This is a genomic window from Spiribacter sp. SSL99, from assembly GCF_009805925.1.
GTDB classification, from domain to species: Bacteria; Pseudomonadota; Gammaproteobacteria; order Nitrococcales; family Nitrococcaceae; genus Spiribacter; species Spiribacter roseus.
Genome location: NZ_MAOM01000016.1, coordinates 1 through 21,655, shown reverse-complemented (window position 1 = coordinate 21,655; position 21,655 = coordinate 1). Strand labels below are relative to the sequence as shown.

Here is a 21,655-nt window from a genome sequence, read left to right as displayed (position 1 = left end):
AGGAGGTCCCGTTCAACGCGCCATCAACGCCTCGAACGCCTCGCCGTCCCGGCCCATGATATTGGGGACGAAAGGCGCGTACACATTGAAAAGCATCGCCGAGTCCGCGTGGCCAAGCAGGCGGGAGACAAAGAGTGGATTCTCGCCGGCGGCCAGATGCAGCACGGCGGCGGTGTGACGGGTTTCGTAGACGCGACGCCGCTCCAGCCCGAGGCACTTCAGTGTCGGCAGCCAGAATTCCTTCGACACGCGTGACGGGTCGAGGGGCCGGCCCTCAGAGTCGGTGAAGAGCAGGGCATCGAGGGGATGCTCGGGCTGGCTCGCATCGGGAACCACCAGCCGTGGATCATCCGCGAAATCTCCCGGGTCGTGCGGGTCGCGATGCCGGCGGGCGCGGTCACGCACTTCCGTGGTACCGGGCTCGACCCCTTCGGGCTGCTCGGGGACACCGCCGCGCAGGAGCGCGAGCATGGCTGGACCATGATGCTCAGCCACGTAATCCGCCAGTGCCTTACCCAGTCGTGAGGAGAGCTGGATGTTGCGGCGTGACCGCCGGGTCTTGAGCATCTGCAGCATGCCGTCGGTCAGGGCCACGCGAATGCGCAGCCGGTTGCGGGGCAGATCGAGATCGCGCAGCCGCAGGCCGTTGACCTCGCCGGTGCGAAGTCCGGTATAGAAGCGCACCTCAAAGTACAGCCGCATGCGCGGATCGACCGCCCGCAGGAACGCATGCACCTGATCCACGGTGAGCGGTCTGGGGTCCTTGCGGTCGTCGGGCAGCGGGGGCAGATATTTGATCGGGTTATCGATGTCGAGCTCGCGCTCGGCGAGGTTGAGGATGGCCGAGAGGTGCGCCATCAGGTTGGTGATGCGGCTGTTGCTGAACGCCCGTCGGCCGTTGGGGCGCGTCTCGGCCAGCAGACTCTGCCGGAAAAGCCGCAGGGCGCGCTCATCGATCTGGTCCACCGGGTGGTCGCCCAGGAAGGGCACGATGTGGCCCCGCAGATTGCGGGCGACCCGGGTGCGATAGGCGGGCTTCCAGTCGCCTTTACACATCTCGTACCAGCTCCAGGCATAGCGGCCGAAGCGCTGGCCCGGGTCATCGCTGCGGTTCTCACGCAGCAGCCGCTCGGCGGCCTCGATCTTTTTGCTGTTGGGGAACCACTTCGCGTAGTTGAACGCCCCCGTCTCGAGCTCGGCGTTGAGGCGGCGGACGTTGCGCCGCATGCGCTGACGGTTGGCCGGCGTGTCGGGCAGCCCGGTGCCTTCACGGAAGCGCTTGCCGTTGATGAACATATCGTACTGCAGGATGCCGTTGGGCCGGACCACGAATGACGCCATGTCGCCCAGCATGCGCGAGCGCCTGAGGTCGATGTTGTGAGCGCCGTCGCAGTGGGTCCGCGAACAGCGGACCTGGCAGCTATCCGCTGGCCGGTAAAGTTGCGTATAGACTCAACCGAGGTGCTGGTTGAGCCGCGCCGAGCTGGGTTGTTTTGCTAGCTCGATCTATTAAAATTAATAGACCAATCTATTGCAATGGGTCTGTACCGGTGCATTACAGAAGGCGCTTTGTGACTGAGCTGACCGATCGTCTCGATGAGGCTGCTCCCCTAATCCAGGTTGTCGTTGGCCCGCGTCAGGTGGGTAAGACCACGGGCATCCAACAGCTTATCGATCAGCGTACGGCGCCGGCACACTACGCCAGTGCCGATGATTTGCTTGCAGGCGATAGCCAGTGGCTGCGCGAGCAATGGCAGCACGCGCGACTTCTTGGGCCTAACGCGCTACTCGCCATCGATGAGATTCAGAAAATCCCCAACTGGCCCGAGACGGTGAAAGCGCTCTGGGACGCCGAGGCCCGCCGAGCACCGGAGGAGCGCCTGCGGGTCGTGCTGCTCGGCTCAAGCGCCGTACAAATACAGGACGGCGTGACAGAGTCCCTTGCCGGGCGCTTTGAGTTAACGCGCCTTGGCCATTGGCGCTTTTACGAGCTGGAGACCGCCTTCGGTTATGACCTCGAGCACTATCTCGCCTATGGGGGCTACCCCGGCGCCGTCGCCTTCGAGGGAGATCACGATCGCTGGTATGCCTACCTAAAAGACGCCATCGTGGAGACGGTGATCGGCAAGGACATTCTGCAGTTCGAGCGCGTCGGCAAGCCGGCGCTCTTCCGGCAGGCCTTTGAGATCCTCTGCCACTACCCCGCCCAGGAGATCAGCTACACCAAACTGCTCGGCCAGCTCCAGGATCGTGGCAATACCGATCTCATCAAGCACTACATCAGCCTCTACGAGAGTGCGTTCATGTTTCATGCGCTGGCCAAGTACTCAGCGAAGGCCTGGCGGAGCCGCAGCTCCAGCCCGAAAATGCTGCCCGCCTGCCCCGCGCTCTACGCCATGCACCAAAGCGCTCGGATACTGGACGACCCCGAGCAGCGCGGCCGGGTCTTCGAACTGGCCGTCGGCGCTGAGCTCGCCCAGCAGCCCGGGGCTCTGTACTACTGGCGCGAGGGCAAGGCCGAGGTGGACTTCGTCTATGCATACCGCGGCGCGCTCTATGCCATTGAAGTCAAATCCGGGCGGCGAAAATCCCGCAAGGGCCTCAGCGCCTTTGTTGAACAAACCCCCGGCGCCGTGCCCGTCATTCTCACCCCGGAGCATTTCGGCATGTTTTCGGCAGACCCGCTGGGGTTTCTCGAGCGCGTTGGCGGTTAGCATGCACCACGCTCAAGCACCGGTGGCGTAGGCCTTTGACTCGAGCCTGTGACTTCGTTCAAACTCTGAACTGTTGCCTCAAAAAAACGATGAGCGCGACACGGCGGTAGCGTGCCTGACTACCCGCCTCCACCCCAGAAAAGTTAGTAAAAACAGTGACTAACAAGACCGCTTCGCTCGACGATGCGCTGTCCCTGCGGGCGCTCCAGGCGCTTGAGTCCAATCCCAACCTGAGCCAGCGCGCCCTGGCCCGCGAGCTGAGTGTGAGCCTGGGCCGGACCAACTATTGCCTGCATGCGCTGATGGACAAGGGGCTGGTCAAGCTCCAGAACTTCCAGCACAACCCGCGCAAGATGCGCTACGCCTATCTGCTCACGCCCCAGGGCATCGAGGAGAAAACCCGTATGACCTGGCGGTTTCTACGCCGCAAGGAGGCGGAGTACGAGGCGCTGCAGGCCGAGATCGCGGAGCTGCGACGGCGTGTAGCAGCAGATGCGGAGGTCGAGCGGCGATGATGACGGTAAAATGTTCGGGATTGCCGGCAAGGGCCCACAGGCCGCGCCAAAGGTCACGCTCCGGCTGACTCAAGGGTCGTGGATTCCGTCTCAGCGACCCCAAGATAAGCCAAGACCCGGCGATGCCGGCTCGATCACCCTCGAGTGGGGGGCGTGGGATTTGAGGGGATTGGACCGGCAATGCCGGAGAGGATTGGGCAAATCCGCTGTCCTACAACCCCAATCCACCCGTCCAAAGCCTCCAACGCAAAGCATGATTGACCAACACCCAAACCGCTCGACTCGCCCCGAGCGCGAGCACGGCGCCATGCGGGCCGTCGCGCTCCTCGGTTGTCCGACTTCCTCATAATGCGCGAAGCTCAAGGCATTAAAGGCATCGTCCTCGCCGGCGGCGCGGGCACGCGGCTGCACCCGGTCACGCTCGGTGTGTCCAAGCAGCTCCTGCCAATCTACGACAAGCCGATGATCTACTACCCGATCAGCGTGCTCATGCTCGCCGGCATTCGGGATATCCTGATCATCACCACGCCGCAGGATCAGGCGCAGTATCAGAACCTGCTCGGCGATGGCAGTCAGTTCGGGATCCGGTTGCAGTATGCCGTGCAGCCGAGGCCGGACGGGTTGGCGCAGGCCTTCATCATTGGCGAGGAGTTCATCGGAAATGATCGGGTGTGCCTCGTCCTTGGCGATAACATCTTCTACGGGCAGGGGTTCACGCCGATGCTCCGCCGCGCGGCCGAGCAGTCGCATGGGGCGACGGTCTTTGCCTATCAGGTGAAGGACCCCGAACGCTTCGGGGTGGTGGAGTTTGATGCGCACAGACGCGTTAAGGCCATCGAAGAAAAGCCCGCCAGACCGCGCAGTCACTACGCCATCACCGGACTCTACTTCTACGATAACCGGGTGGTGGAGCTCGCGAAGCAGGTCGAGCCCTCCGGTCGTGGTGAGCTGGAGATCACCAGCCTCATGCAGGCGTATCTGGATGATCAATGCCTTAGCGTCGAACCGCTGGGCCGCGGGTTTGCCTGGCTGGATACCGGGACGCATGAATCGCTGCTGGCTGCGGCGTCTTTCGTCGAGACCATTGAGCTGAGGCAGGGCTACAAGATCGCTTGTCTTGAAGAGATCGCGCTGAATAACGGGTGGCTAAGCCCGGAGGATATCGCTGAGAGAGCCAGCAGGCTCGAAAAGACGACCTATGGCCAGTATCTCACCGATCTCGCGCTGGATACCCATTAAAAGATGATTGATCCAACCGCCTCCATCGACGAATACGCACGGGTGGAGCCCGACGCCACGATCGGGGCGAACACTCGGGTATGGGGTTTTACTCATATCCTTAGTGGGAGTCGTATCGGTGCCGACTGCAATATCTGCGAGCAGGTGTTCATTGAGGGCGATGTCGTGGTCGGTGATCGCGTGACGGTAAAGTCCGGCGTCCAGCTTTGGGACGGCGTCTGCCTTGAAGATGACGTTTTCATCGGGCCAAACGTCACCTTCACCAACGACAAGTTTCCGCGCAGTAAGCAGTACCCAGAGCGTTTCCTCGGGGTGCGCGTTAAAGCCCGCGCATCGATCGGGGGGGGGGCAGTGATCCTGCCAGGGCTTACGATCGGCGAGGGCGCGATGGTTGGAGCAGGTGCGGTGGTCACTTGCTGCGTGCCGGACGGTGCCACCGTGGTTGGCAATCCGGCAGTCGTAATGCCGCCGCGGGAAGGCGGTAATGACCATCAAGCGACCGTTGTGCATTGCAGGCAAAAACCGGATAGCGGTTGATGCGTTGAATTTGTTCATTAATTCTCCACTGTATGACGTAATGGTCTGCCCGGTTGCTTCTGACAGTGGTCACGATAGCTGGCAGCCATCATTGCGAAAGTTCGTGAAGCAGCTTGGTTGTCGAATTGTCAGTCTAGAGGAAGCGCAAAAAGTTGCAGGACTGATTTTTTTATCGCTGGAGTACGACAAGATAATTGATATTGACCGGTTTGCGAATGCGAATTTATTCAATATTCATTTTTCATACTTGCCGGCTTACAAAGGCTGCTTTACCTCTATTTGGCCGATACTCAATGAAGAATCTGTTTCAGGTGTGACGCTGCATAAAATCGACAAAGGTATCGATACTGGACCAATTGTCGACCAGCGTAGATTTGACCTCCATAATGAGATTACGGCAATTGAGCTCTATGACGTCTATCAAAAGGAAGGCGCAGCGCTATTAAAGGATGATATTTTAATATTTCAAAAAAATGATTTAGAGGTAGTTGAGCAAAGCGCGATTGGCTCAACATACTTTTCCCGTAAGAGCCTTGCTTCGATTCCCAGAGAGATAAGCCCCCACCAGACGGCGTTTCAGATTAAGAAACAGGTGAGAGCATTATTTTTTCCGGTATATCAGACGGCCACGTATTGCAGTGATGCGATCATGCGTTGTCGCATTACCGATCGCAGATCATGTCTATTGCCAGGCACGATCGTCTCGAAAAAAGATAAGAGCGTGATGGTTTCTACAATCGATTATGACGTTGAGTTAGTGAAATATCAGCACTAGTTCACCTAAGCATGCTTAATCTGAGCGAATATGTCGATTGAAGACTGCAAGTTAATTGACTTACCTGCGGTGAGCGATCCCCGAGGCGATCTGACCTTCGTCGAGGGTGGCAATCACGTACCGTTCCAAATCCGCCGAGTCTATTACCTCTACAATGTCCCGGTTGACTCAGAGCGCGGCGGGCACGCGCACCATGACCTCGAGCAGGTCATATTTGCCCTCTCGGGCAGCTTCCGGATCACTGTTGACGACGGACGCGAGCGCCGTGAACACTGGCTGCGCGACCCACGCGGTGGCCTTTATATCAACCGCCTAATCTGGCGCGAAATCGATGCCTTCAGTCAAGGCGCCGTCTGCATGGTGCTGGCGTCACAGCCATACGACGAGGCGGATTATATTCGGGATTATGACGAGTTCACTGCTGCCATCACGGCAGGAGTCATCCCCTGATCCCTTTCGTCGACTTCAAACATTATGCGACGCACTAGGGTCGCAGCAAGATCACGCGGAAATTAATTTAGGCCTTTCAATATGCGGATCCAAAATCTGATTAGGCGCTCTGTGATGCGGCGTCTTGAGATCTATTTTTTACGTTTGAGGGATAGCGTCACCAGCTACAGAGTAGGGAAAAAGTAGCTTCATCGTCGAATGATTGCGCACCTACAAGATCAGAAAGAGAACTGGGCTGGTGCATATGTTCAAGGATACTTCTATCAGGGATTGGAGTGTTTGGGTATTTCCGGCGCAAAGCCTACAGGTTTTCGATTTGCTCAATATGATGTTGATGAAATATTGAAAGGCTCGAATGTTCTTGATATCGGAAGTAATACTGGTTTCGTGGCCATTTGGTGCGCGAAGCTTGCAAAATCCGTTACTGGTATAGAACTAAATCCGTATCTTAACAAGATCGCGAGAGAGGCTGCGGATCACCTTTCGATTCTTAATGTCGCATTCTGCGAGGAGGGTTTTGAGGAGTTTGATAGTGATAGAAAATTCGACGTCATTCTCTCACTGTCTAATCATCACACAATCGACGGGAATCTTAACCTTGGATTCGAGAAGCATATGCAGCGTATCTCGAACCTGCTTGAGGTAGATGGATATATGCTATTCGAAAGTCACAATGTCTTTGGTCGAGGCGATGGCGGGACAGGCGACGACGGGGATATGGATAAGAAGATTCGAATCATGTCGAATTATTTCAAGATTGAAAGGTATAAAATGGTGCGAAAGTTCTTGAGGTATTCGGACGTTGATAAGCTTTTCATTGTCGCCCGGAAATCACCGGTAGCGATGCCGATTAAGTTCGACTTGGCCGTTGCTCGACAGGACTACTCCTGGACCACGCCCTCTCGAGACGAATGATTCCTGCAAACGGAAAAGTTCGATCGATGTAGATGCAATGTTCTGACTTCTACCCATGGAGTTCTACGATGCCTGAGGCGGGTGAAACAGGCATAGGCGCGCCGACCTCTACTGAGGCGCTTGTCTTTCTGGGGGCAGGGCGCCCGCAGCGGGGCGATACGCACAGTGCCCTGCGTGAGGCGGGCACTGGAGCCCGGGTGATGGACTGGCTGTTACAGGCTTTCGCTGGCCGGGAACTGGAGGTCCAGTTTGTTGGTGGCTATCAGTTGGAAGCCATCGCAGAGCGCTATCCGGATTTCCGCTATATCGAGAATCCAAAGTGGGAGGAGACTGGTTCGGCAGCATCACTTCTACGGGCGGATATGGCGGACTTGCGATCCCTGTTCGTCTCCTACAGCGACATACTCTACAGAAGTGACGCGGTTGCCGCGTTGGGGGCAAGCGACGCGCCGGTTACCGTGGCGGTGGACAGTCGCTGGAAGGATCGTTATCGGGGGCGACCGGCCGAAGATATTCTGGACTGCGAAAAAGTCAATCTAGCGGATGGAGCGATCACTCGCCTAGGCGTATCGATTGACCCGGATCTGGCGGACGCCGAGTTCATCGGACTCGTGCGCTTTTCCGGTGACGGCATTGCGGCGTTGGGTCACCTGCGTGATTCCTTGCCCACGATGCTCGCGCGGGCGAATCTCTCCGAGCTGATTGAATGGCTTCGCGTGCGCGGCTTATCTGTGCAAGCTGTGGATGTCGCTGGGGGATGGGCAGAGCTCAATGAGCCCCGCGATCTGGCGCATTTTGTGCTCGGTACTAAGGCCGAGACATTGGATCGGCTGCGCGGTCTTGTCCGTCACAGTCAGATCGAGGATCAAGTGGCGTTCACTGTCACCGATTGGGAGCGAGGTTCGGATTCCATCCTCGCGCGAATCCAAAGGGCGTTTGCCGATCCCCTTCTGGTCGTGCGCAGCAGCGCATTGAGCGAAGACGGCTTCACCTGCGCCAACGCCGGCGCATACACTTCGGTTCTGAGTGTCCCGCGAGAAGCCAATCACGAGCTCCGGGCGGCGATCGAGCAAGTTGTTGCGTCTTATGCGGACGGAAATCCGGACAATCAGGTCTTGGTGCAGCCCATGGTCGCGGATGTCACCCTTAGCGGAGTTGTATTCACGCGCACGCTGGCGCATGGCGCCCCTTACTACGCCGTCAATTACGACGACATCTCTGGGAGCACTGAGACCATCACCAGCGGTAGCAGCGAGGAGCACAAGACGCTGGTGATCCGGCGCGACCGTGGCCGTGACCTGCCGAGCCTTCCCGCGGGTCTCGAGGCACTGGTCCCTGCGCTAGAAGAGATTGAGTTGCTCGTCGACTACGATGCTTTGGATGTGGAGTTCGCAATGAGCGCATCCGGCAGCATTCACATCCTTCAAGTGCGCCCCATTGCCGTCGAGCATTCGAGCTGGGACGTGGAAGATAAAGCAGTCTATGGCTTGCTGGCGGAATCTGAACGCAGATTCGAGGCCCTGCAGAGGCCATCTCCCTTCGTCGTCGGTCGCAGGACCCTGTTCGGTGTGATGCCGGATTGGAACCCCGCAGAGATCATCGGTACCAAGCCGGGTCGCCTGGCGATGAGTCTATATCGTCGGCTGATCATGGATGAGGTATGGGCGACCCAACGGGCGGAATACGGGTATCGTGACGTGCGCCCGCAGCCGCTGCTGGTGACCTTTGCTGGCCGTCCCTACGTCGACGTTCGTGCCAGCTTTAATTCCCTGGTGCCTGCGGCCTTAGAGGATCGGCTCGCCGGTCGTCTCGTGGACTTCTATCAGGATTGGCTTGCCCGGCATCCGGATCTGCACGACAAGGTCGAATTCGAGGTTGTGCCGACCTGCTTCGCCCTGGATTTCGGGCGATGGGAGCAGCGGCTGGCCGAACATGGAGCATTCACCAGTCAGGAAATCGGCGAGCTGCGAGAGGGGCTGCGCACGCTCACGCGGGAGGGAATGACCCGCAATGTAGGGGATCTGGACAGCATCGCCGTACTCGAGACCCGATTCGAGCAACTGCGGAGTGCGGACCTTCCTCCTCTAGAACAGGCCTACCTGCTGCTGGAGGATTGCCGTGCCCGTGGAACGCTGGCATTCGCTCACCTAGCCCGGAATGCGTTTGTTGCGGTCACGCTGCTGCGTTCGGCTGTTTATCAAGGGGTCATCAATCAGTCGCATATGGACGACTTTCTAGCCAGCATTCGCACGGTCAGCCATGGTCTCACTGCGGACGCCCGGGCGACGGCTGTAGGGGAGCTGCACTGGGATGCGTTCGTCGCTCGCTATGGTCATTTGAGGCCGGGGACCTATGACATCACCTCCAGCAGCTATGCGGCGGATCCGGAGCGCTATCTGCGGCCTATCGTCGCCCGGGCGCAGAGGGAGCCCGCGGGCGGTTCGGGCCCACAGCCAGGCCGGCTATGGCAGCGGGTTCGATCGCGCTTTGCGGAGGCTCTAGGGCAGGCGGGGCTAGAGGACGATCCGGAACGCATCGAGCAATTCATGCGCGAGGCCATAGAGGGTCGCGAATACGCGAAGTTCGCGTTTAGCCGCAATCTCTCTCTTGGACTAGATGCCCTACAGACTTGGGGCCGAGAGCATGGCGTCGACCGTGACGCACTGAGCCAGATCGGCATCGAGGACCTCCTCGAGCTCCGCACCGGTGCCGCCCTGGTCGAGGAGCCTGGCAGTTGGCTGCGCGGACGGGCGGACGAAGGGGCTGCCTGGCGTCATCGATCGGCTGTCATTGAGTTGCCCCCGCTGATTCGCGAACGAGGAGATTTCTCGATATTCACCTATCCGAGCAGCCAGGCGAACTTCATCGGCAGCGGCCGGGTGGTTGCGCCCTGTGTCGATCTTGCAGCCAGTGCGGACGACCCCGATCTCACTGGCAAGATCGCCCTGATTCCTCAGGCCGATCCGGGCTATGACTGGCTGTTTGGAAAAGAGATTGCAGGACTGATCACCCTCTACGGCGGTGCTAACTCTCACATGGCGATCCGTGCTGCCGAGTTCGGTCTGCCAGCCGCCATCGGCGTCGGCGAGACGCGCTACAAGGCCCTCTCCGGAGCCAGCGTGCTAGAGCTGCATGCCGGCAATCAACAGATCCACGTCGTCCAGTGAGGCGGATCGGTCTGACGCAGCGGGTGAAGGCAATCGCCGAGCACGGCGAACGCCGCGACTGCCTCGACCAGAGGTGGATCCCGCTGCTGGAAGCTCTTGAGCTGGATCCGGTTCCGATTCCCAACGGCCTGTCGAATCCCGCGGACTGGGGAGAACGGCAGGGTCTTTCCGGATTGATCCTTACCGGAGGTAATGACATCGCGCACATGGTGGACGCCAGATGGCCCGCACCAGAGCGCGACCGGACCGAGACCGCACTGTTGGAGTGGACGGCCGCGGCAGGAATGCCGGTTCTCGGAGTCTGTCGCGGCCTGCAGATGATCAATCACCATTGTGGCGGGCGCCTGGTGCCAGTCGACGGTCATGTGGCCACGCGACATCCGCTGCAGACCGCAGGCGATGACAGGCTTCTCGCCACCCATTGGGAAGTGAACAGTTTCCATGACTGGGGCATTCCCGCCTGCGACCTTGCTGCCAGCCTCCGACCGCTTGCCTGGTCGGAGGACTGCTGCATCGAGGCGGCGGTGCACAAAAGGCTTCCTTGGCTGGCGATCATGTGGCATCCGGAACGAGAGACGCCATTTGCGGAGGCTGATCTCACGCTAATCGGGAGATTACTCAATGACTGAGATGGTCAATGTGATCATCCTGGCGGCTGGAAAGGGGACTCGTCTGCGCCCGTACACGGCGGACCGTCCTAAGTGCATGGTCGAGTTATGCGGTAGGCCCATGCTGCATCGGCAGCTCGACGTCCTACGCATTGCAGGACTGAAGAACATCGCTCTCGTTAGCGGCTATCGCGCGGATCGGCTGCATGTCCGTGGCATCACTGTGGTCGAGAATCCGCGCTACGCGACGACAAACATGGTAACGACCTTGTTCTGTGCCGAGTCGCAGATGAATCCGGGCGAGGACCTCATTGTGGCCTACGGGGATATTGTCTACGAGCCGAGAGTCCTGGAGGCCGTTCTCCAGAGCCGGGCACCCCTAGCCATTGCCGTGGATCGGCAGTGGCGTCGTCTGTGGGAAGCGCGCATGGAAGAGCCCCTCGAAGATGCGGAAACGCTCAAGCTCCTGGAGGGAGACCGGATCGTCGAGCTCGGTAAGAAGCCGGAAGGGTACGAGGACGTGCAGGGGCAGTACATGGGGCTTATTAAGGTGCGGGGTGATCAGGTTCGTGCCTTCCTCGATGCTTGGCATGCCATGGATCGCGATGCACTCTATGACGGAAAGGACTTCGACAACATGTACATGACTAGCTTTCTCCAGCACTTGATTGACTCCGGCTGGGATGCGCGCGCTGCATTTACCGATGGGGGATGGGTGGAGATCGACACGGCCGAGGAACTGGAGCTCTTCTCCGCACTGCAGCAACAGGGAAAACTCACCGAACTAATCAGGCTGGATTGATCGCACGCTGGCAGCAGCCCGATTCGGCAATAAGCTCAAATGCTTCACCAAAAAATACAGAAAAGATGACGGTCTTTCTCGAGGATCTGCTAGCGCAGGATTATCGACATTCCGACCGGGACCTGCTGGACCGCATCTGCTTTCTGATCGATGTTCAGCGCAGGCTGCAGGACCGCTACACGGACCAGCGATTGATAGCCAGAGCGGCGGATGGCGACGTAGTTGTGAGCGCACGAACGCTGAGAGCGGTCACCACCTGGCTGTTGGACCGGATCGAGGCAGATCGCGATATCAAGGCAGTCAACACGTTCCTTAAGCTGGCGGACGGGCACCTGCGGGACGCGCCATCCCCAGCGAGCGCAACCGAAGTCGAGTGGGTTAAATCCTTAGTCGCTTCTATCGGGCTACCGCAGCTCGCCGATTCCGGCGGCCTGCTCAATGTCGTGGATGCATCGCGACGTGTCCGCGATGGGGGAACTGACCAACGTACCCCCTCGGTCAATCAGGCGGTCGCGATGAGAAACTGGAACTCGGTGGTCGTCGCATGGAACAAATCTCCTGTGGCCGCCGCCTATCTCTCGGTCCTTCAGAACCGCGGCTTGGAGCCGGCACGCCTCATCCGGGCGGTCCCGGTTATCCCGTTAAAGCGCAGGGTCCGGAGGCGGATCGGTTCCTCCGCCCGTTCACTTCTGCGTCTATTCGGTTCGGGGGATAGGACCGTGTCTTCGCGTGTGAGGCCTGAAATCTTCAGGCGAATGCCAGCGGAACTGCCTGAATCGTCTGCTCAGGCCTTCCGGAACAGGAGCGCCCGAGTGGAGGTGAAGACCGGCAACATCAACGACGAACGCCTGGTTGCCGAGATCGCCGACTGTCGGCCAGAGCGAATCCTTTTTACGGGGGGGGGGATCGTCCGGCCGCAGACGTTCGAGAGAGCAGGCGGGAACTGGCTCCATATGCATCCCGGCCGACTTCCCGGAGTTCGCGGTGCAGACGGATTTTTTTGGTCCGTTCTGCTGCATGGTTACCCAAGTGTTTCCGCGATCTATCAGGATCCCGGAATCGACACCGGTGAGGTGCTTATCGAGAAGCACTTCGAGCGCCCTGAAATGGATGTCGATCGTATCGCCAAGCTTGGTAGCCATCGCCACGCAATCGTCTACCGCACGATCCTAGGTCTCTTTGATCCATGGATGAGAGCCCTGACCCTCGATGCACTGCTCGACGAAGAGCAGATGCCGGGGAAACCGATCCGCCAGTCGTCAACGGGAGCGGAAGGGGTAGAACCCCGGGGACGCGCCTACCACTTCATGCACCCTCTCCTGCGGGCGCGAGCGATCGATGTGCTCGTCGAGCATTCCAGTTGAGGGGAAGCGGTCTTCTGGTCATTCGGGTCACATCTTAAGAGTTGGCACATTGATCAGGGTTTATCTTAATAGAGTTTTGATACGACTTCTTCCGGCGCCGGCCGCGGACCGTATCCTTAGTCTGAGAAGGCGCATCGGGAAATGGCGCGGTAAAGCACGCAAGCGATTTATTGTGCGGCGCGTTGCCCGGGTTCATGAGCATGAGCGCCGACGCGTTGTGGGAAGGTCGCCACTCAAGGTCCTGTTCCTGGTGACTCACCACAGCGTCTGGAAGGTGGATACCGTGTTCCGAGCCATGATGAAAGACGCTCGATTCGACCCCCAAGTTCTGGTGTGTCCGTATAAAAACGACAGTCCGGATGCTGCGCTGGAGAGAATGGAGGTCGTGAAAGCCTATTTTCTAGAGCAGGGTTATCCGGTCACATCCGCCTATGACGTATCGCGGTTGGCATGGGTTCACCTAGATGAGCTTCGTCCGGACATCGTTTTCTTCACCAACGCCAACAAAGTCACCCGGGACGAGTATTACGAGCAAGCTTTTCTCCATTATCTTTCCTGTTATGTGCCCTACTACTTTCTCGCGACTGATCACGCAGGGGATGATGCGGCCTACAACATGACTTTCCACAATTCTATGTGGAGGATCTTCATGCCTCACCGCGACGCGGTGGAGAAGGCTCGTGTGGTGGCGGACAATGATGCTTCGAACTGTGTGTTGACCGGTTATCCTGCCTCCGAGCCGCTGTTGGAAAGCTCGGTCGGCTCGCGATCGGCATGGAAAGACCAGACGAGCCCGAAGAAACGGGTTATCTTCGCACCGCACCACACGATCTCCCGAAAAGGCCGTAGGTTGTCGAATTTCCTTACTTACGCGGATTTCATGGTCGAGCTGTCACAGCGCCACGCCGAAGAGGTGCAGTGGTCCTTCAAGCCCCATCCAATGTTGAAGGAAAAACTCTACCAGGAGGAGAGTTGGGGCAAAGCCCGTACGGACCGTTATTTTCGGTTCTGGGAAGAGTCCGTGCATACCCAACTGGATGAGGGCGGATACGTCGAGCTGTTCCAGCAATCCGACGCTATGATCCATGACTGCAGCTCCTTCCTCGTCGAGTATCTGCTGGTATCGAAACCGTGCCTGTATCTTCTGGGTGATCAAGCTCAGGAAGACCTGATCAACGCCTTCGGTCAGAAGGCACTCGGTGCGCATCGCAAGGCCGTCTCCCCCGCCGACATAGAGAACTTTGTCTTGTCCCTGAAAGAGGAGGGGGTCGGCGTCACCGATATGCATCGTCGGTTCCTCGAAGACGAGATTTGGCCGCTACATGAGGAGCAACTTCCTTCGGAAAGGATCCTATCTTTGCTCGCGAGAGAGCTGGCCTAGTGGGGTGTTTCGAAGTGCTTGAACTGATCAAGTCAATGCGCCTGGTCGGCTGGGAATTGCTCCAGAAAACCCTAATCTCGATTAAACGGACGCAGGTGCTCACCGTCCTCATCTGGCCCAGCAGTGCCGGAGTGATGAGCATGTCCAACAATCTCCAAGGAATGGTCACTCAGGGCGACCGTCAGACGTGAAGCCGTCGCCGTTATAATGATGAGCACGATAAACTTCCTCGATCTACACGCCGGCTACGCCGAACTCCGACCCGAGATCGAATCTGCCATTTACCGTGTATTCAATAGCGGCCGCTATGTCGGCGGTGACGAGGTTGCGGCATTTGAAGCCGAATGGGCTAGCTATTGCGGCGCTGCGCACTGCGTCGGCACCGGCAACGGTCTCGACGCGCTCATCCTCGCGCTGCGGGCCTGCGACATCGGACCCGGTGATGGGGTGATCGTGCCGTCGAACACCTACATCGCCACCTGGCTCGCCGTCAGCGCGGTGGGCGCCATCATCCAACCGGTCGAGCCCGACCCGGTCACGTACAACATCGACCCTTCTCGCATTGGTGCGGCGATCACGCCCGAGACCCGGGCGATCATGCCCGTCCACCTCTACGGCCAGCCTGCGGACCTCGACCCGATTCTCGCGCTCGCCCGCGCGCATGACCTCCGCGTGATCGAGGACGCGGCGCAGGCGCACGGCGCGCGCTACAAGGGGCGGCGGATCGGGGCTCATGGTGACGCGGTCTGCTGGAGCTTCTACCCCGGCAAGAACCTCGGCGCGATGGGCGACGCGGGGGCGGTCACCACCAACGACCCGGAAATCGCCGCGCGCGTCCGCCGGCTCGGCAACTACGGCTCCGACCGGAAATACGTGAACGTTGAGCGCGGCGTAAACTCTCGCCTCGATCCGCTGCAGGCCACCATCCTGCGCGTCAAGCTCGCGCATCTTGACGAATGGACCGAGCGTCGTCGCCTTCTTGCTTCTGCCTACATGGATTCACTGGCCGACACCGGCCTGACCTTGCCGCAGGTGCCCGAGTGGGCGGAACCGGTCTGGCACCTCTATGTGGTGCGCAGCTCCGAGCGCGATGCCCTGCAGGGCTGTCTTGCCGGGGCGGGCGTCGGTACGTTGATTCACTACCCTATCCCGCCGCACATGCAGGAGGCCTACGCCGATCTCCATCTTGCGCCCGATGCCTTCCCCCTGGCGCAACAGCTCGCGGGGGAGGTCCTGAGCTTGCCGATGGGGCCGCATCTATCGCCGGAGGCGGCCCAGCAAGTACAAAAGGCGTTAGCATGATCACAGGCAAGCTCTATCTCCATATTGGGCCGCCGAAGACAGCGGCGACCTCGCTGCAGATCGCTATGCAAGAGGCCGATTTGCCGCGACTGCACTACGGGGGCACCTTTCAGCCACGCGAAGACAACGTCGGGAGCTCCGCGCAGACTCCACACAAAGCGAGCTGCGGGCGCCTCGCCGCCGGTGATGCCGACGTGCGCTCGGCGCTCGATGAGATTGGCGAACATCTCCGGGGGGGTAATCTAATCCTCTCCGAAGAGATGTTCCTTGTTGAACAGCATGACAACCCCTTCCCGGAAAAGCTGCGGCGGCTCGGTGATCTGCTTTCGGATATTCCGACGGTCGTCCTAGTGACACTGCGCGATCCAAGGGAAGGCCTGCCCTCGCTCTATCAGGAGCTTTTCAACGGCCTTCCGCTGACTGAGAAGCTGAGCTTTGCACGCTTCTGCCGTGGGCCACGCGCGCGGTGCTACGACTACACCTTCGTCCATGAGAACCTCATTCAAGCGGCTTTCCGCGATATCCGCGGCATTGAGTTCCACGACCTCACAGCAGGCGAAGTCCCGTTATCCCAAGTAATCGGACATGACGCGCTCACAGATGCCATGCTCATACTGAGGCGTGCCAATTCCGGGGCCAAGACCGGCCCGGACAAACGCACCCTGCCGCCCGTCTCGCTGAAATCGATCGGCGGGATGCGGCCAGTCCGCGCCTCGCTCGATCGAACCGGCCTGAGGGGAACGGCCCTAAGCCGTCATGCGGCCGCAACATTCGATCGTATCCGCCTGCGCCCTGGCGACGAACGGCAACTGCGCTTGCCCGCCCACACGGCGGGCCGTCTGGACACATGTCTCGCAGGCGCCCGCACCCGCCTCCAGCCAATGGAGTCGCCACAATGACCGAGACTGCCGACCGCCCCCTCGTCACCTTCGCCCTTTTTGCCTACAACCAAGAGCAATACATCCGCGAGGCCGTCGAGGGCGCGTTCGCCCAGACTTACGAGCCACTGGAGATCATCCTGTCGGACGATTGCTCGACCGACCGGACCTTTCAAATTGTGAGCCAGATGGCGGAAGGTTATATGGGGCCGCATCGGGTGGCGGTGAGACGTAATGGATCGAACCTGGGTTTGGCAGCGCATGTGAATGCGGTGCTGGAGAACGTAAATGGTGAGATTGTAGTACTAGCTGCAGGCGACGATATAAGTTTGCCCGAGAGAACAGAAATATCTGTCACATGCCTCCAAAATAATCCTCGCGCTACAGCCGCTCTGATGTCCGGAGACGTGATCGACGATGCCGGCAAGGTCATTGGAGAGCGGTTAAGTTGGTCCGAGATCGGCGCAGAAGGTATCCAGACCCTTGAAGATCTTTTGCAATGGAGACATGTCACATTCGGAGCCGCACGTGCTTTCAGGCGAAACGTGCATTCCTTTTTCGGGCCGCTGAACGAAAGCTGCCCGACAGAAGACACGCCCATACTACTGCGGTCGCTAATCTGCGGAAGCAACGTTCTTTCGAGCAGCAAGGCTATACATTACAGGCGGCATTCAGCGAATTTGAGTGGAGCCGCCTCATTAAAGCGAATGAACACTGAAGATATATATCGTCAGTATAGAGATGACATTGACAAGGCAATAACATCAAATCGGATCTCGGATTCAGTCGCATGTAGATTGCGTGACTGGGTCGATAAAGATAGTAGGCTCAGGAAATTAAGGATAAAAATCCAATTTGATGAAACGTTGAGCTTAGAAGATGTGCTCCTCGTAATGAAGCATCCCGATCTCAGTCTGCGTGCAAAAACAAAAATCGTCCTATATAGGCTTATTCAATTAATTAGTCGACCCTGAACAATACCCAACTCTCTGATCATATTGGATAAATCTGTGCTTTGCGCTCGCAGTAATTGCCGGAAACTGGCCATATTGTCTTAGTTTCTTGCAATCACTACGAGATAAAATCGCCAACTTATGCAGCATGATCAGAGGGTTGAGAATTATTCAGGGTCGACTGAACAATGGCAAGGCCCGCCAGCCCTATGAGTTCGGGCTGAAGGCGAGCTTCGCGGTCACCGCTCATAAGGACCTTATCGTTGGCGCCCGATCCTTCCCCGGTAACTCCTATGATGGCGATACGCTCGCCGAGCAACTCGAGCAGACAGCCATCCTTACTGATCTTTCCCACCGGCAGTGGACACCTCAGTAAGTTAGTAGACTGGAGGTGAACCATGGCAACAGCACCCAACGACATGCCCAAGCGCAAGAAGGCCCGCTACAGCGCGGAATATCGCGCCGAGGCGCTGGCACTCGCCGAGCGCATCGGTGTTGCAGCCGCGGCCAGTGAGCTCGGCCTGCACGCCATGCAGATCTATCAGTGGCGGGCTAAGGCAGCACACGAGAAGTCCGTCACTGACCGCGAGCGCCAGCTCCGCGAGGCAAATGCCCGGCTCAAGCGCCAGCTTGCCGATAAGACCGAAGAGGTCACGATCCTGGAAAAAACCGCGGCGTACTTCGCGAAGAAGCTGGACTGAAGTACGCCGCCATTCATCAGCATTGATCGGTCCACAGCATCGCGCGCCAATGCGCGGTGCTCGGCGTCTCGCGCAGTGGCTACTATGCGTGGCTGGGCCGTCGGGAGACCACCTCTCAGCGCCTGACCGAGCGGGCCAAGCGGGACGCGAAAGTGGTCGAACTGTTTGAGGCGAAGAAGCGCCGCTACGGCTCGCCTCGCCTTTGCGAGGAACTGGAGGCTGAAGGCATGGCCATGAACCGTAAGACCGTGGCTGAGAGTATGCGCCGGCAGGGGCCGCGGGCCCGCGCGGCCAAACCCTTTCGGCATACCACCGACTCGGGTCACTCGCTCGGTGTCGCGCCCAATCTCTTGGCTCAGGACTTCAGTGCGATACGGCCAGACGAGAAGTGGGCGGGTGACATCACCTACCTGCGCACCATTCAGGGCTGGCTCTACCTCGCGGTGATCCTGGACCTGTGCACACCCATCGGCCACTTGAAAGCCGACCATCGCATGCGCCGGAACTTCCTCAAAGGCGCCCTGGGTGACGTCATGAACCCGATCTTGGCCGCGGCGGGCTTCAACATCCGCTGGCTCATGCGGTGGCTGGTGGTTTTTTTGCGCCGGATATTATCCGCCGTCCTGCGGCTGTTGGACCAGGGTGGTACGGATGCCCGCTCAAACCTCAAGCCAGCGGCCGCGTAAAGGAATGTTCAGGGTCGACTAAGTCACCGCTTGCGGAGTTTATTTGAAAAACAAAATGTTGCACAAAAGAGGTTATCAAGTCTCTAGTCATCGATCGTTTTACTATCGACAACCGTCTCGGCCAGAGAGAGCGTTAACATCCCTGCTTGGTATTAATGGCCCGGGCTTTTTTTGGAGCAAGTACATACCCCGTAACTTTGGCGACTGGATAACGCCCTACCTATATACAAAAACCACAGGTAGGTTGCCAATTTTTCAGCCGCCAGAAACTAACATCTCCACTATTTTTGGGGCTGGTAGTATATTCCGGCATATAAGAGTAGTTGGGTCTGCCCTTGTGTGGGGAAGTGGTTTAATTTCGCATGATGATGATTTCGAGAGGCCAAAAGACATTTTAATGGTGCGTGGGCCGCTTACTCGGAAGGTGCTTCGGGGGCGTTCGATTCCCTGCCCCGAGTCATTTGGAGATCCTGGGCTCATGCTCCCGGAGGTCTTTCGTCCCGATACTAAAAAAAATAAATATGCCCTTGGGGTTGTGCCGCATTTTAAAGAAATCAGCATTGTGGAGCGTTTATTCGGGAGTGACTTTATCGGAGATGAAATTCGGTTAATCGATCCTACACAACCGATAGAAGAGGTGATAAAGCAGACCCTTTCCTGCCAAGCTGTCGTTTCGAGTTCACTGCATGGCATAATCATCTGTCACGCCTACGGCATAAGATGCGGTTGGGTGCGATTTAGCCCGATGAGCGCGAAAGTCATTGACGGCGATGGAATTAAGTTTCTTGACCATCTTTCAGCGATTGGGCTGAAAGATTTTATTAGAAAACCACTAAGTATGACCGATGCTGATATATCAGTTAGGCGGCTACTGACTCATGGTTTGAATAGTCCGGTGCCAGACCCAACGCACCTTGTTGACAACGTAAAAAAAACCTGTCCGTTCCTCTAATTCAATGCTCGCCATCGTCGCCGACAGCTTCGAAAAGCCATCTGAGACTTTCGTTCGGGCGCACATTACTCATATTGCCCCGGGACAGACGGTTCTGATCTGTCGGGGAGGCGAAACAGGGCGACAGTTTGGTTGTCCGGTTCTATCGAATATTGTGCCGGCGTCGTTGCGACGGCAACCTCTAGATCGATTTAAAAACGGTCTGCTTAATCGATGGCACAGATACATTGATCCGGCTGTAAATAGACAAAATGAGGAGCGGGTGCGGAAGTTTCTCCATCGACATGGTGTAAAGGCTGTTTTAGCGGAATTTGGTCCGAACGGCGTTCTGGTCCGACATGCCTGTGCTCGCGCTAGAGTCCCTCTCTACGTCCACTTCCATGGTTTTGATGCAACGAAGTTGGCGCGCGATTGGCATTGGCGGCGCCACTACCGAAGCCTCTTTCGCGACGCGGCCGGAGTCGTCGTGCCATCGCAGTTCCTGAGCAACCGGGTCCGTGATCTCGGATGCCCCGAAGACAAGCTACATGTGAGCCCAAACGGCATTGAGCTGGAGCAGTTTCGTACTGCAAAACGGATCCCGCATCGTATCGTGACCGTCAGCCGCCTTGTGCCAGTGAAAGGGCCGCTACAGACAATAAAGGCGTTCGCTCAAGTGCATCAAAGATTCCCCAATGCACACCTTGACGTAGTTGGTGAAGGGGAGTTGCTAGATGAGTGCGTTAGGTTGGCCCATAATCTTGGTATTCAGGGTGCCATCACATTCCATGGGGCGAAGCCAACTGGTTTCATCTCGGCGTTGTTGGCGCGTTCCGGGATTTATGTACAGCATTCCGTGACAACAGATGATGGTCAGACGGAATCTTTCGGAATTGCACCGTTGGAGGCGGGGGCTTCCGGCCTGCCTGTGGTGGCGACACGTTCTGGCGGCATACTCGAAACTATCGTTGATGGTGAAACAGGCCTTCTGGTCGAGGAGCACGACGTGGACGGCATGGCCGCGGCGATGCTTTCCCTCTTGAACGATCCAGAGTGCGCCGAGGCGATGGGGCGAGCTGGCCGTAACCTGGTCGAGGCAAAGTTTACTCACGATCGCACGGCTGCGCGTTTGCGCGAGATCATGGGGCTAAGCGTGCAGTCTCAGGAGGCTATCTCCAGTGAAGTGGCCCCCGGTTTTCGGACCAGGTGAGAAGTAAAGATTCGGAGGCTATCCTCGGCCCATTGCAGAGCAGCCTTCACCATGACCCGAGGACGAGGCAAACGGCTCAGTCCAGACTTCAAGGCCCGCGTTGCCCTCGAGGCGGCCAAGGGCCATAAGACCGCCAGCGAGATCGCGCAGGAGTTCCAGGTTCACCCGACGCAGATCAGCCAGTGGAAGCGGCAGTTGCTCGATAACGTTCCTGAGCTATTTGAGTCGACAGCGGAGCGATCCCGCCGCACGCCGAGCGCCGAGGGGGTGGCGCCGCCGCTCTACGAGGAAATCGGTCGGCTCAAGGTGGAACTGGATTTTTTGAAAAAAAGTCTGCCCAGCTCAAGGAGTAGGCCGATGGCTGATCGAACCGGAACACTCCGAGCTCTCGATTCGTCGCCAGTGCGATCTGATCGGCCTGCCCCGCTCGCAGTATTACTACGCGCCGGCTGCCGAGACGCCAGAGAACCTTGCGCTGATGTGGCAGATCGACAAGCAGTACCTGCGCACACCGTTCTTCGGCTCCC

The 21,655-nt window shown here is 58.3% G+C and carries 22 protein-coding genes and 1 pseudogene; 22 read left to right on the top strand and 1 reads right to left on the bottom strand.

Annotation, left to right across the window (positions count from 1 at the left end; genetic code table 11):
- Positions 1-12 precede the first annotated feature (12 nt).
- Positions 13-1,341: a tyrosine-type recombinase/integrase gene (locus BA899_RS04870; protein WP_159299941.1), complete on the bottom strand. Its 1,329-nt coding sequence runs from the start codon at positions 1,339-1,341 to the stop codon at positions 13-15.
- Positions 1,342-1,571: 230 nt separating this feature from the next.
- On the opposite strand from BA899_RS04870, the gene BA899_RS04865 reads away from it, so the two are divergent.
- The 22 genes and pseudogenes from BA899_RS04865 to BA899_RS04760 all read left to right on the top strand — a co-directional run.
- Positions 1,572-2,714, top strand: coding sequence for an ATP-binding protein (locus BA899_RS04865; RefSeq protein ID WP_159299940.1), 1,143 nt, complete (start codon positions 1,572-1,574; stop codon positions 2,712-2,714).
- Between the two features lie 155 nt (positions 2,715-2,869).
- Positions 2,870-3,229 (top strand): MarR family EPS-associated transcriptional regulator, encoded by a 360-nt coding sequence (locus BA899_RS04860; RefSeq protein ID WP_235013299.1) that lies wholly within the window; start codon positions 2,870-2,872, stop codon positions 3,227-3,229.
- A 366-nt stretch (positions 3,230-3,595) separates the two neighbouring features.
- Positions 3,596-4,468 carry a glucose-1-phosphate thymidylyltransferase RfbA gene (gene rfbA / locus BA899_RS04855; protein ID WP_159300027.1) on the top strand — a complete coding sequence of 291 codons (873 nt, stop codon included), beginning with the start codon at positions 3,596-3,598 and terminating at the stop codon, positions 4,466-4,468.
- Between the two features lie 3 nt (positions 4,469-4,471).
- Complete coding sequence (locus tag BA899_RS10070) at positions 4,472-5,005, top strand: acyltransferase (protein WP_159299939.1); 534 nt, start codon at positions 4,472-4,474, stop codon at positions 5,003-5,005.
- A complete protein-coding gene (locus BA899_RS04845) occupies positions 4,953-5,780 on the top strand; it encodes a formyltransferase family protein (protein ID WP_159299938.1) in 828 nt (275 codons plus the stop codon). Before BA899_RS10070 ends, BA899_RS04845 begins: the two co-directional genes overlap by 53 nt.
- A gap of 30 nt (positions 5,781-5,810) precedes the next feature.
- Positions 5,811-6,230, top strand: coding sequence for an FdtA/QdtA family cupin domain-containing protein (locus tag BA899_RS04840; RefSeq protein ID WP_159299937.1), 420 nt, complete (start codon positions 5,811-5,813; stop codon positions 6,228-6,230).
- A gap of 198 nt (positions 6,231-6,428) precedes the next feature.
- Complete coding sequence (locus tag BA899_RS04835) at positions 6,429-7,145, top strand: bifunctional 2-polyprenyl-6-hydroxyphenol methylase/3-demethylubiquinol 3-O-methyltransferase UbiG (RefSeq protein ID WP_159299936.1); 717 nt, start codon at positions 6,429-6,431, stop codon at positions 7,143-7,145.
- A gap of 68 nt (positions 7,146-7,213) precedes the next feature.
- A complete protein-coding gene (locus BA899_RS04830; protein WP_159299935.1) occupies positions 7,214-10,312 on the top strand; it encodes a PEP-utilizing enzyme in 3,099 nt (1,032 codons plus the stop codon).
- 23 nt (positions 10,313-10,335) lie between these two features.
- Entirely contained in the window at positions 10,336-10,941 is a 606-nt protein-coding gene (locus BA899_RS04825; protein ID WP_200833066.1) for a gamma-glutamyl-gamma-aminobutyrate hydrolase family protein, read from the top strand.
- Positions 10,934-11,722 carry an NTP transferase domain-containing protein gene (locus BA899_RS04820; protein WP_235013298.1) on the top strand — a complete coding sequence of 263 codons (789 nt, stop codon included), beginning with the start codon at positions 10,934-10,936 and terminating at the stop codon, positions 11,720-11,722. The genes BA899_RS04825 and BA899_RS04820 overlap by 8 nt, the downstream gene beginning before the upstream one ends.
- Positions 11,719-13,086: a hypothetical protein gene (locus BA899_RS04815; RefSeq protein ID WP_159299933.1), complete on the top strand. Its 1,368-nt coding sequence runs from the start codon at positions 11,719-11,721 to the stop codon at positions 13,084-13,086. The genes BA899_RS04820 and BA899_RS04815 overlap by 4 nt, the downstream gene beginning before the upstream one ends.
- A 274-nt stretch (positions 13,087-13,360) precedes the next feature.
- Positions 13,361-14,467 carry a CDP-glycerol glycerophosphotransferase family protein gene (locus BA899_RS04810; RefSeq protein WP_159299932.1) on the top strand — a complete coding sequence of 369 codons (1,107 nt, stop codon included), beginning with the start codon at positions 13,361-13,363 and terminating at the stop codon, positions 14,465-14,467.
- A gap of 14 nt (positions 14,468-14,481) precedes the next feature.
- Positions 14,482-14,658, top strand: coding sequence for a hypothetical protein (locus tag BA899_RS04805; RefSeq protein WP_159299931.1), 177 nt, complete (start codon positions 14,482-14,484; stop codon positions 14,656-14,658).
- A gap of 16 nt (positions 14,659-14,674) precedes the next feature.
- A complete protein-coding gene (locus BA899_RS04800; RefSeq protein ID WP_200833065.1) occupies positions 14,675-15,769 on the top strand; it encodes a DegT/DnrJ/EryC1/StrS aminotransferase family protein in 1,095 nt (364 codons plus the stop codon).
- A complete protein-coding gene (locus BA899_RS04795) occupies positions 15,766-16,668 on the top strand; it encodes a hypothetical protein (protein WP_159299930.1) in 903 nt (300 codons plus the stop codon). The genes BA899_RS04800 and BA899_RS04795 overlap by 4 nt, the downstream gene beginning before the upstream one ends.
- Positions 16,665-17,621 carry a glycosyltransferase gene (locus tag BA899_RS04790; RefSeq protein ID WP_200833064.1) on the top strand — a complete coding sequence of 319 codons (957 nt, stop codon included), beginning with the start codon at positions 16,665-16,667 and terminating at the stop codon, positions 17,619-17,621. Before BA899_RS04795 ends, BA899_RS04790 begins: the two co-directional genes overlap by 4 nt.
- Positions 17,622-17,781: 160 nt before the next feature.
- Positions 17,782-17,952: pseudogene (locus BA899_RS04785) on the top strand (IS5/IS1182 family transposase); the annotation flags it as partial.
- A gap of 46 nt (positions 17,953-17,998) precedes the next feature.
- Entirely contained in the window at positions 17,999-18,301 is a 303-nt protein-coding gene (locus BA899_RS04780) for a transposase (protein ID WP_159299928.1), read from the top strand.
- A 56-nt stretch (positions 18,302-18,357) separates the two neighbouring features.
- Entirely contained in the window at positions 18,358-18,987 is a 630-nt protein-coding gene (locus BA899_RS04775; RefSeq protein ID WP_159299927.1) for an IS3 family transposase, read from the top strand.
- A 55-nt stretch (positions 18,988-19,042) separates the two neighbouring features.
- On the top strand, positions 19,043-19,939 hold the full coding sequence (locus tag BA899_RS10130) for a polysaccharide pyruvyl transferase family protein (RefSeq protein ID WP_370456320.1): 897 nt from the start codon (positions 19,043-19,045) through the stop codon (positions 19,937-19,939).
- A gap of 4 nt (positions 19,940-19,943) precedes the next feature.
- Positions 19,944-21,128 carry a glycosyltransferase family 4 protein gene (locus tag BA899_RS04765; protein WP_159299925.1) on the top strand — a complete coding sequence of 395 codons (1,185 nt, stop codon included), beginning with the start codon at positions 19,944-19,946 and terminating at the stop codon, positions 21,126-21,128.
- Positions 21,129-21,179: 51 nt separating this feature from the next.
- Positions 21,180-21,655 (top strand): helix-turn-helix domain-containing protein (locus BA899_RS04760; RefSeq protein WP_159299924.1); only part of this gene is annotated, 476 nt, incomplete at its 3' end.

Bases quoted from the DNA above. Each gene is read 5' to 3' on its own strand.
- BA899_RS04870 (WP_159299941.1), bottom strand. From the start codon at position 1,341: ATGGCGTCATTCGTGGTCCGGCCCAACGGCATCCTGCAGTACGATATG.
- BA899_RS10070 (WP_159299939.1), top strand. From the start codon at position 4,472: ATGATTGATCCAACCGCCTCCATCGACGAATACGCACGGGTGGAGCCC.
- BA899_RS04845 (WP_159299938.1), top strand. From the start codon at position 4,953: ATGACCATCAAGCGACCGTTGTGCATTGCAGGCAAAAACCGGATAGCG.
- BA899_RS04840 (WP_159299937.1), top strand. From the start codon at position 5,811: ATGTCGATTGAAGACTGCAAGTTAATTGACTTACCTGCGGTGAGCGAT.
- BA899_RS04835 (WP_159299936.1), top strand. From the start codon at position 6,429: ATGATTGCGCACCTACAAGATCAGAAAGAGAACTGGGCTGGTGCATAT.
- BA899_RS04830 (WP_159299935.1), top strand. From the start codon at position 7,214: ATGCCTGAGGCGGGTGAAACAGGCATAGGCGCGCCGACCTCTACTGAG.
- BA899_RS04820 (WP_235013298.1), top strand. From the start codon at position 10,934: ATGACTGAGATGGTCAATGTGATCATCCTGGCGGCTGGAAAGGGGACT.
- BA899_RS04800 (WP_200833065.1), top strand. From the start codon at position 14,675: ATGATGAGCACGATAAACTTCCTCGATCTACACGCCGGCTACGCCGAA.
- BA899_RS04795 (WP_159299930.1), top strand. From the start codon at position 15,766: ATGATCACAGGCAAGCTCTATCTCCATATTGGGCCGCCGAAGACAGCG.
- BA899_RS04790 (WP_200833064.1), top strand. From the start codon at position 16,665: ATGACCGAGACTGCCGACCGCCCCCTCGTCACCTTCGCCCTTTTTGCC.
- BA899_RS04780 (WP_159299928.1), top strand. From the start codon at position 17,999: ATGGCAACAGCACCCAACGACATGCCCAAGCGCAAGAAGGCCCGCTAC.
- BA899_RS10130 (WP_370456320.1), top strand. From the start codon at position 19,043: ATGTTGCACAAAAGAGGTTATCAAGTCTCTAGTCATCGATCGTTTTAC.
- BA899_RS04765 (WP_159299925.1), top strand. From the start codon at position 19,944: ATGCTCGCCATCGTCGCCGACAGCTTCGAAAAGCCATCTGAGACTTTC.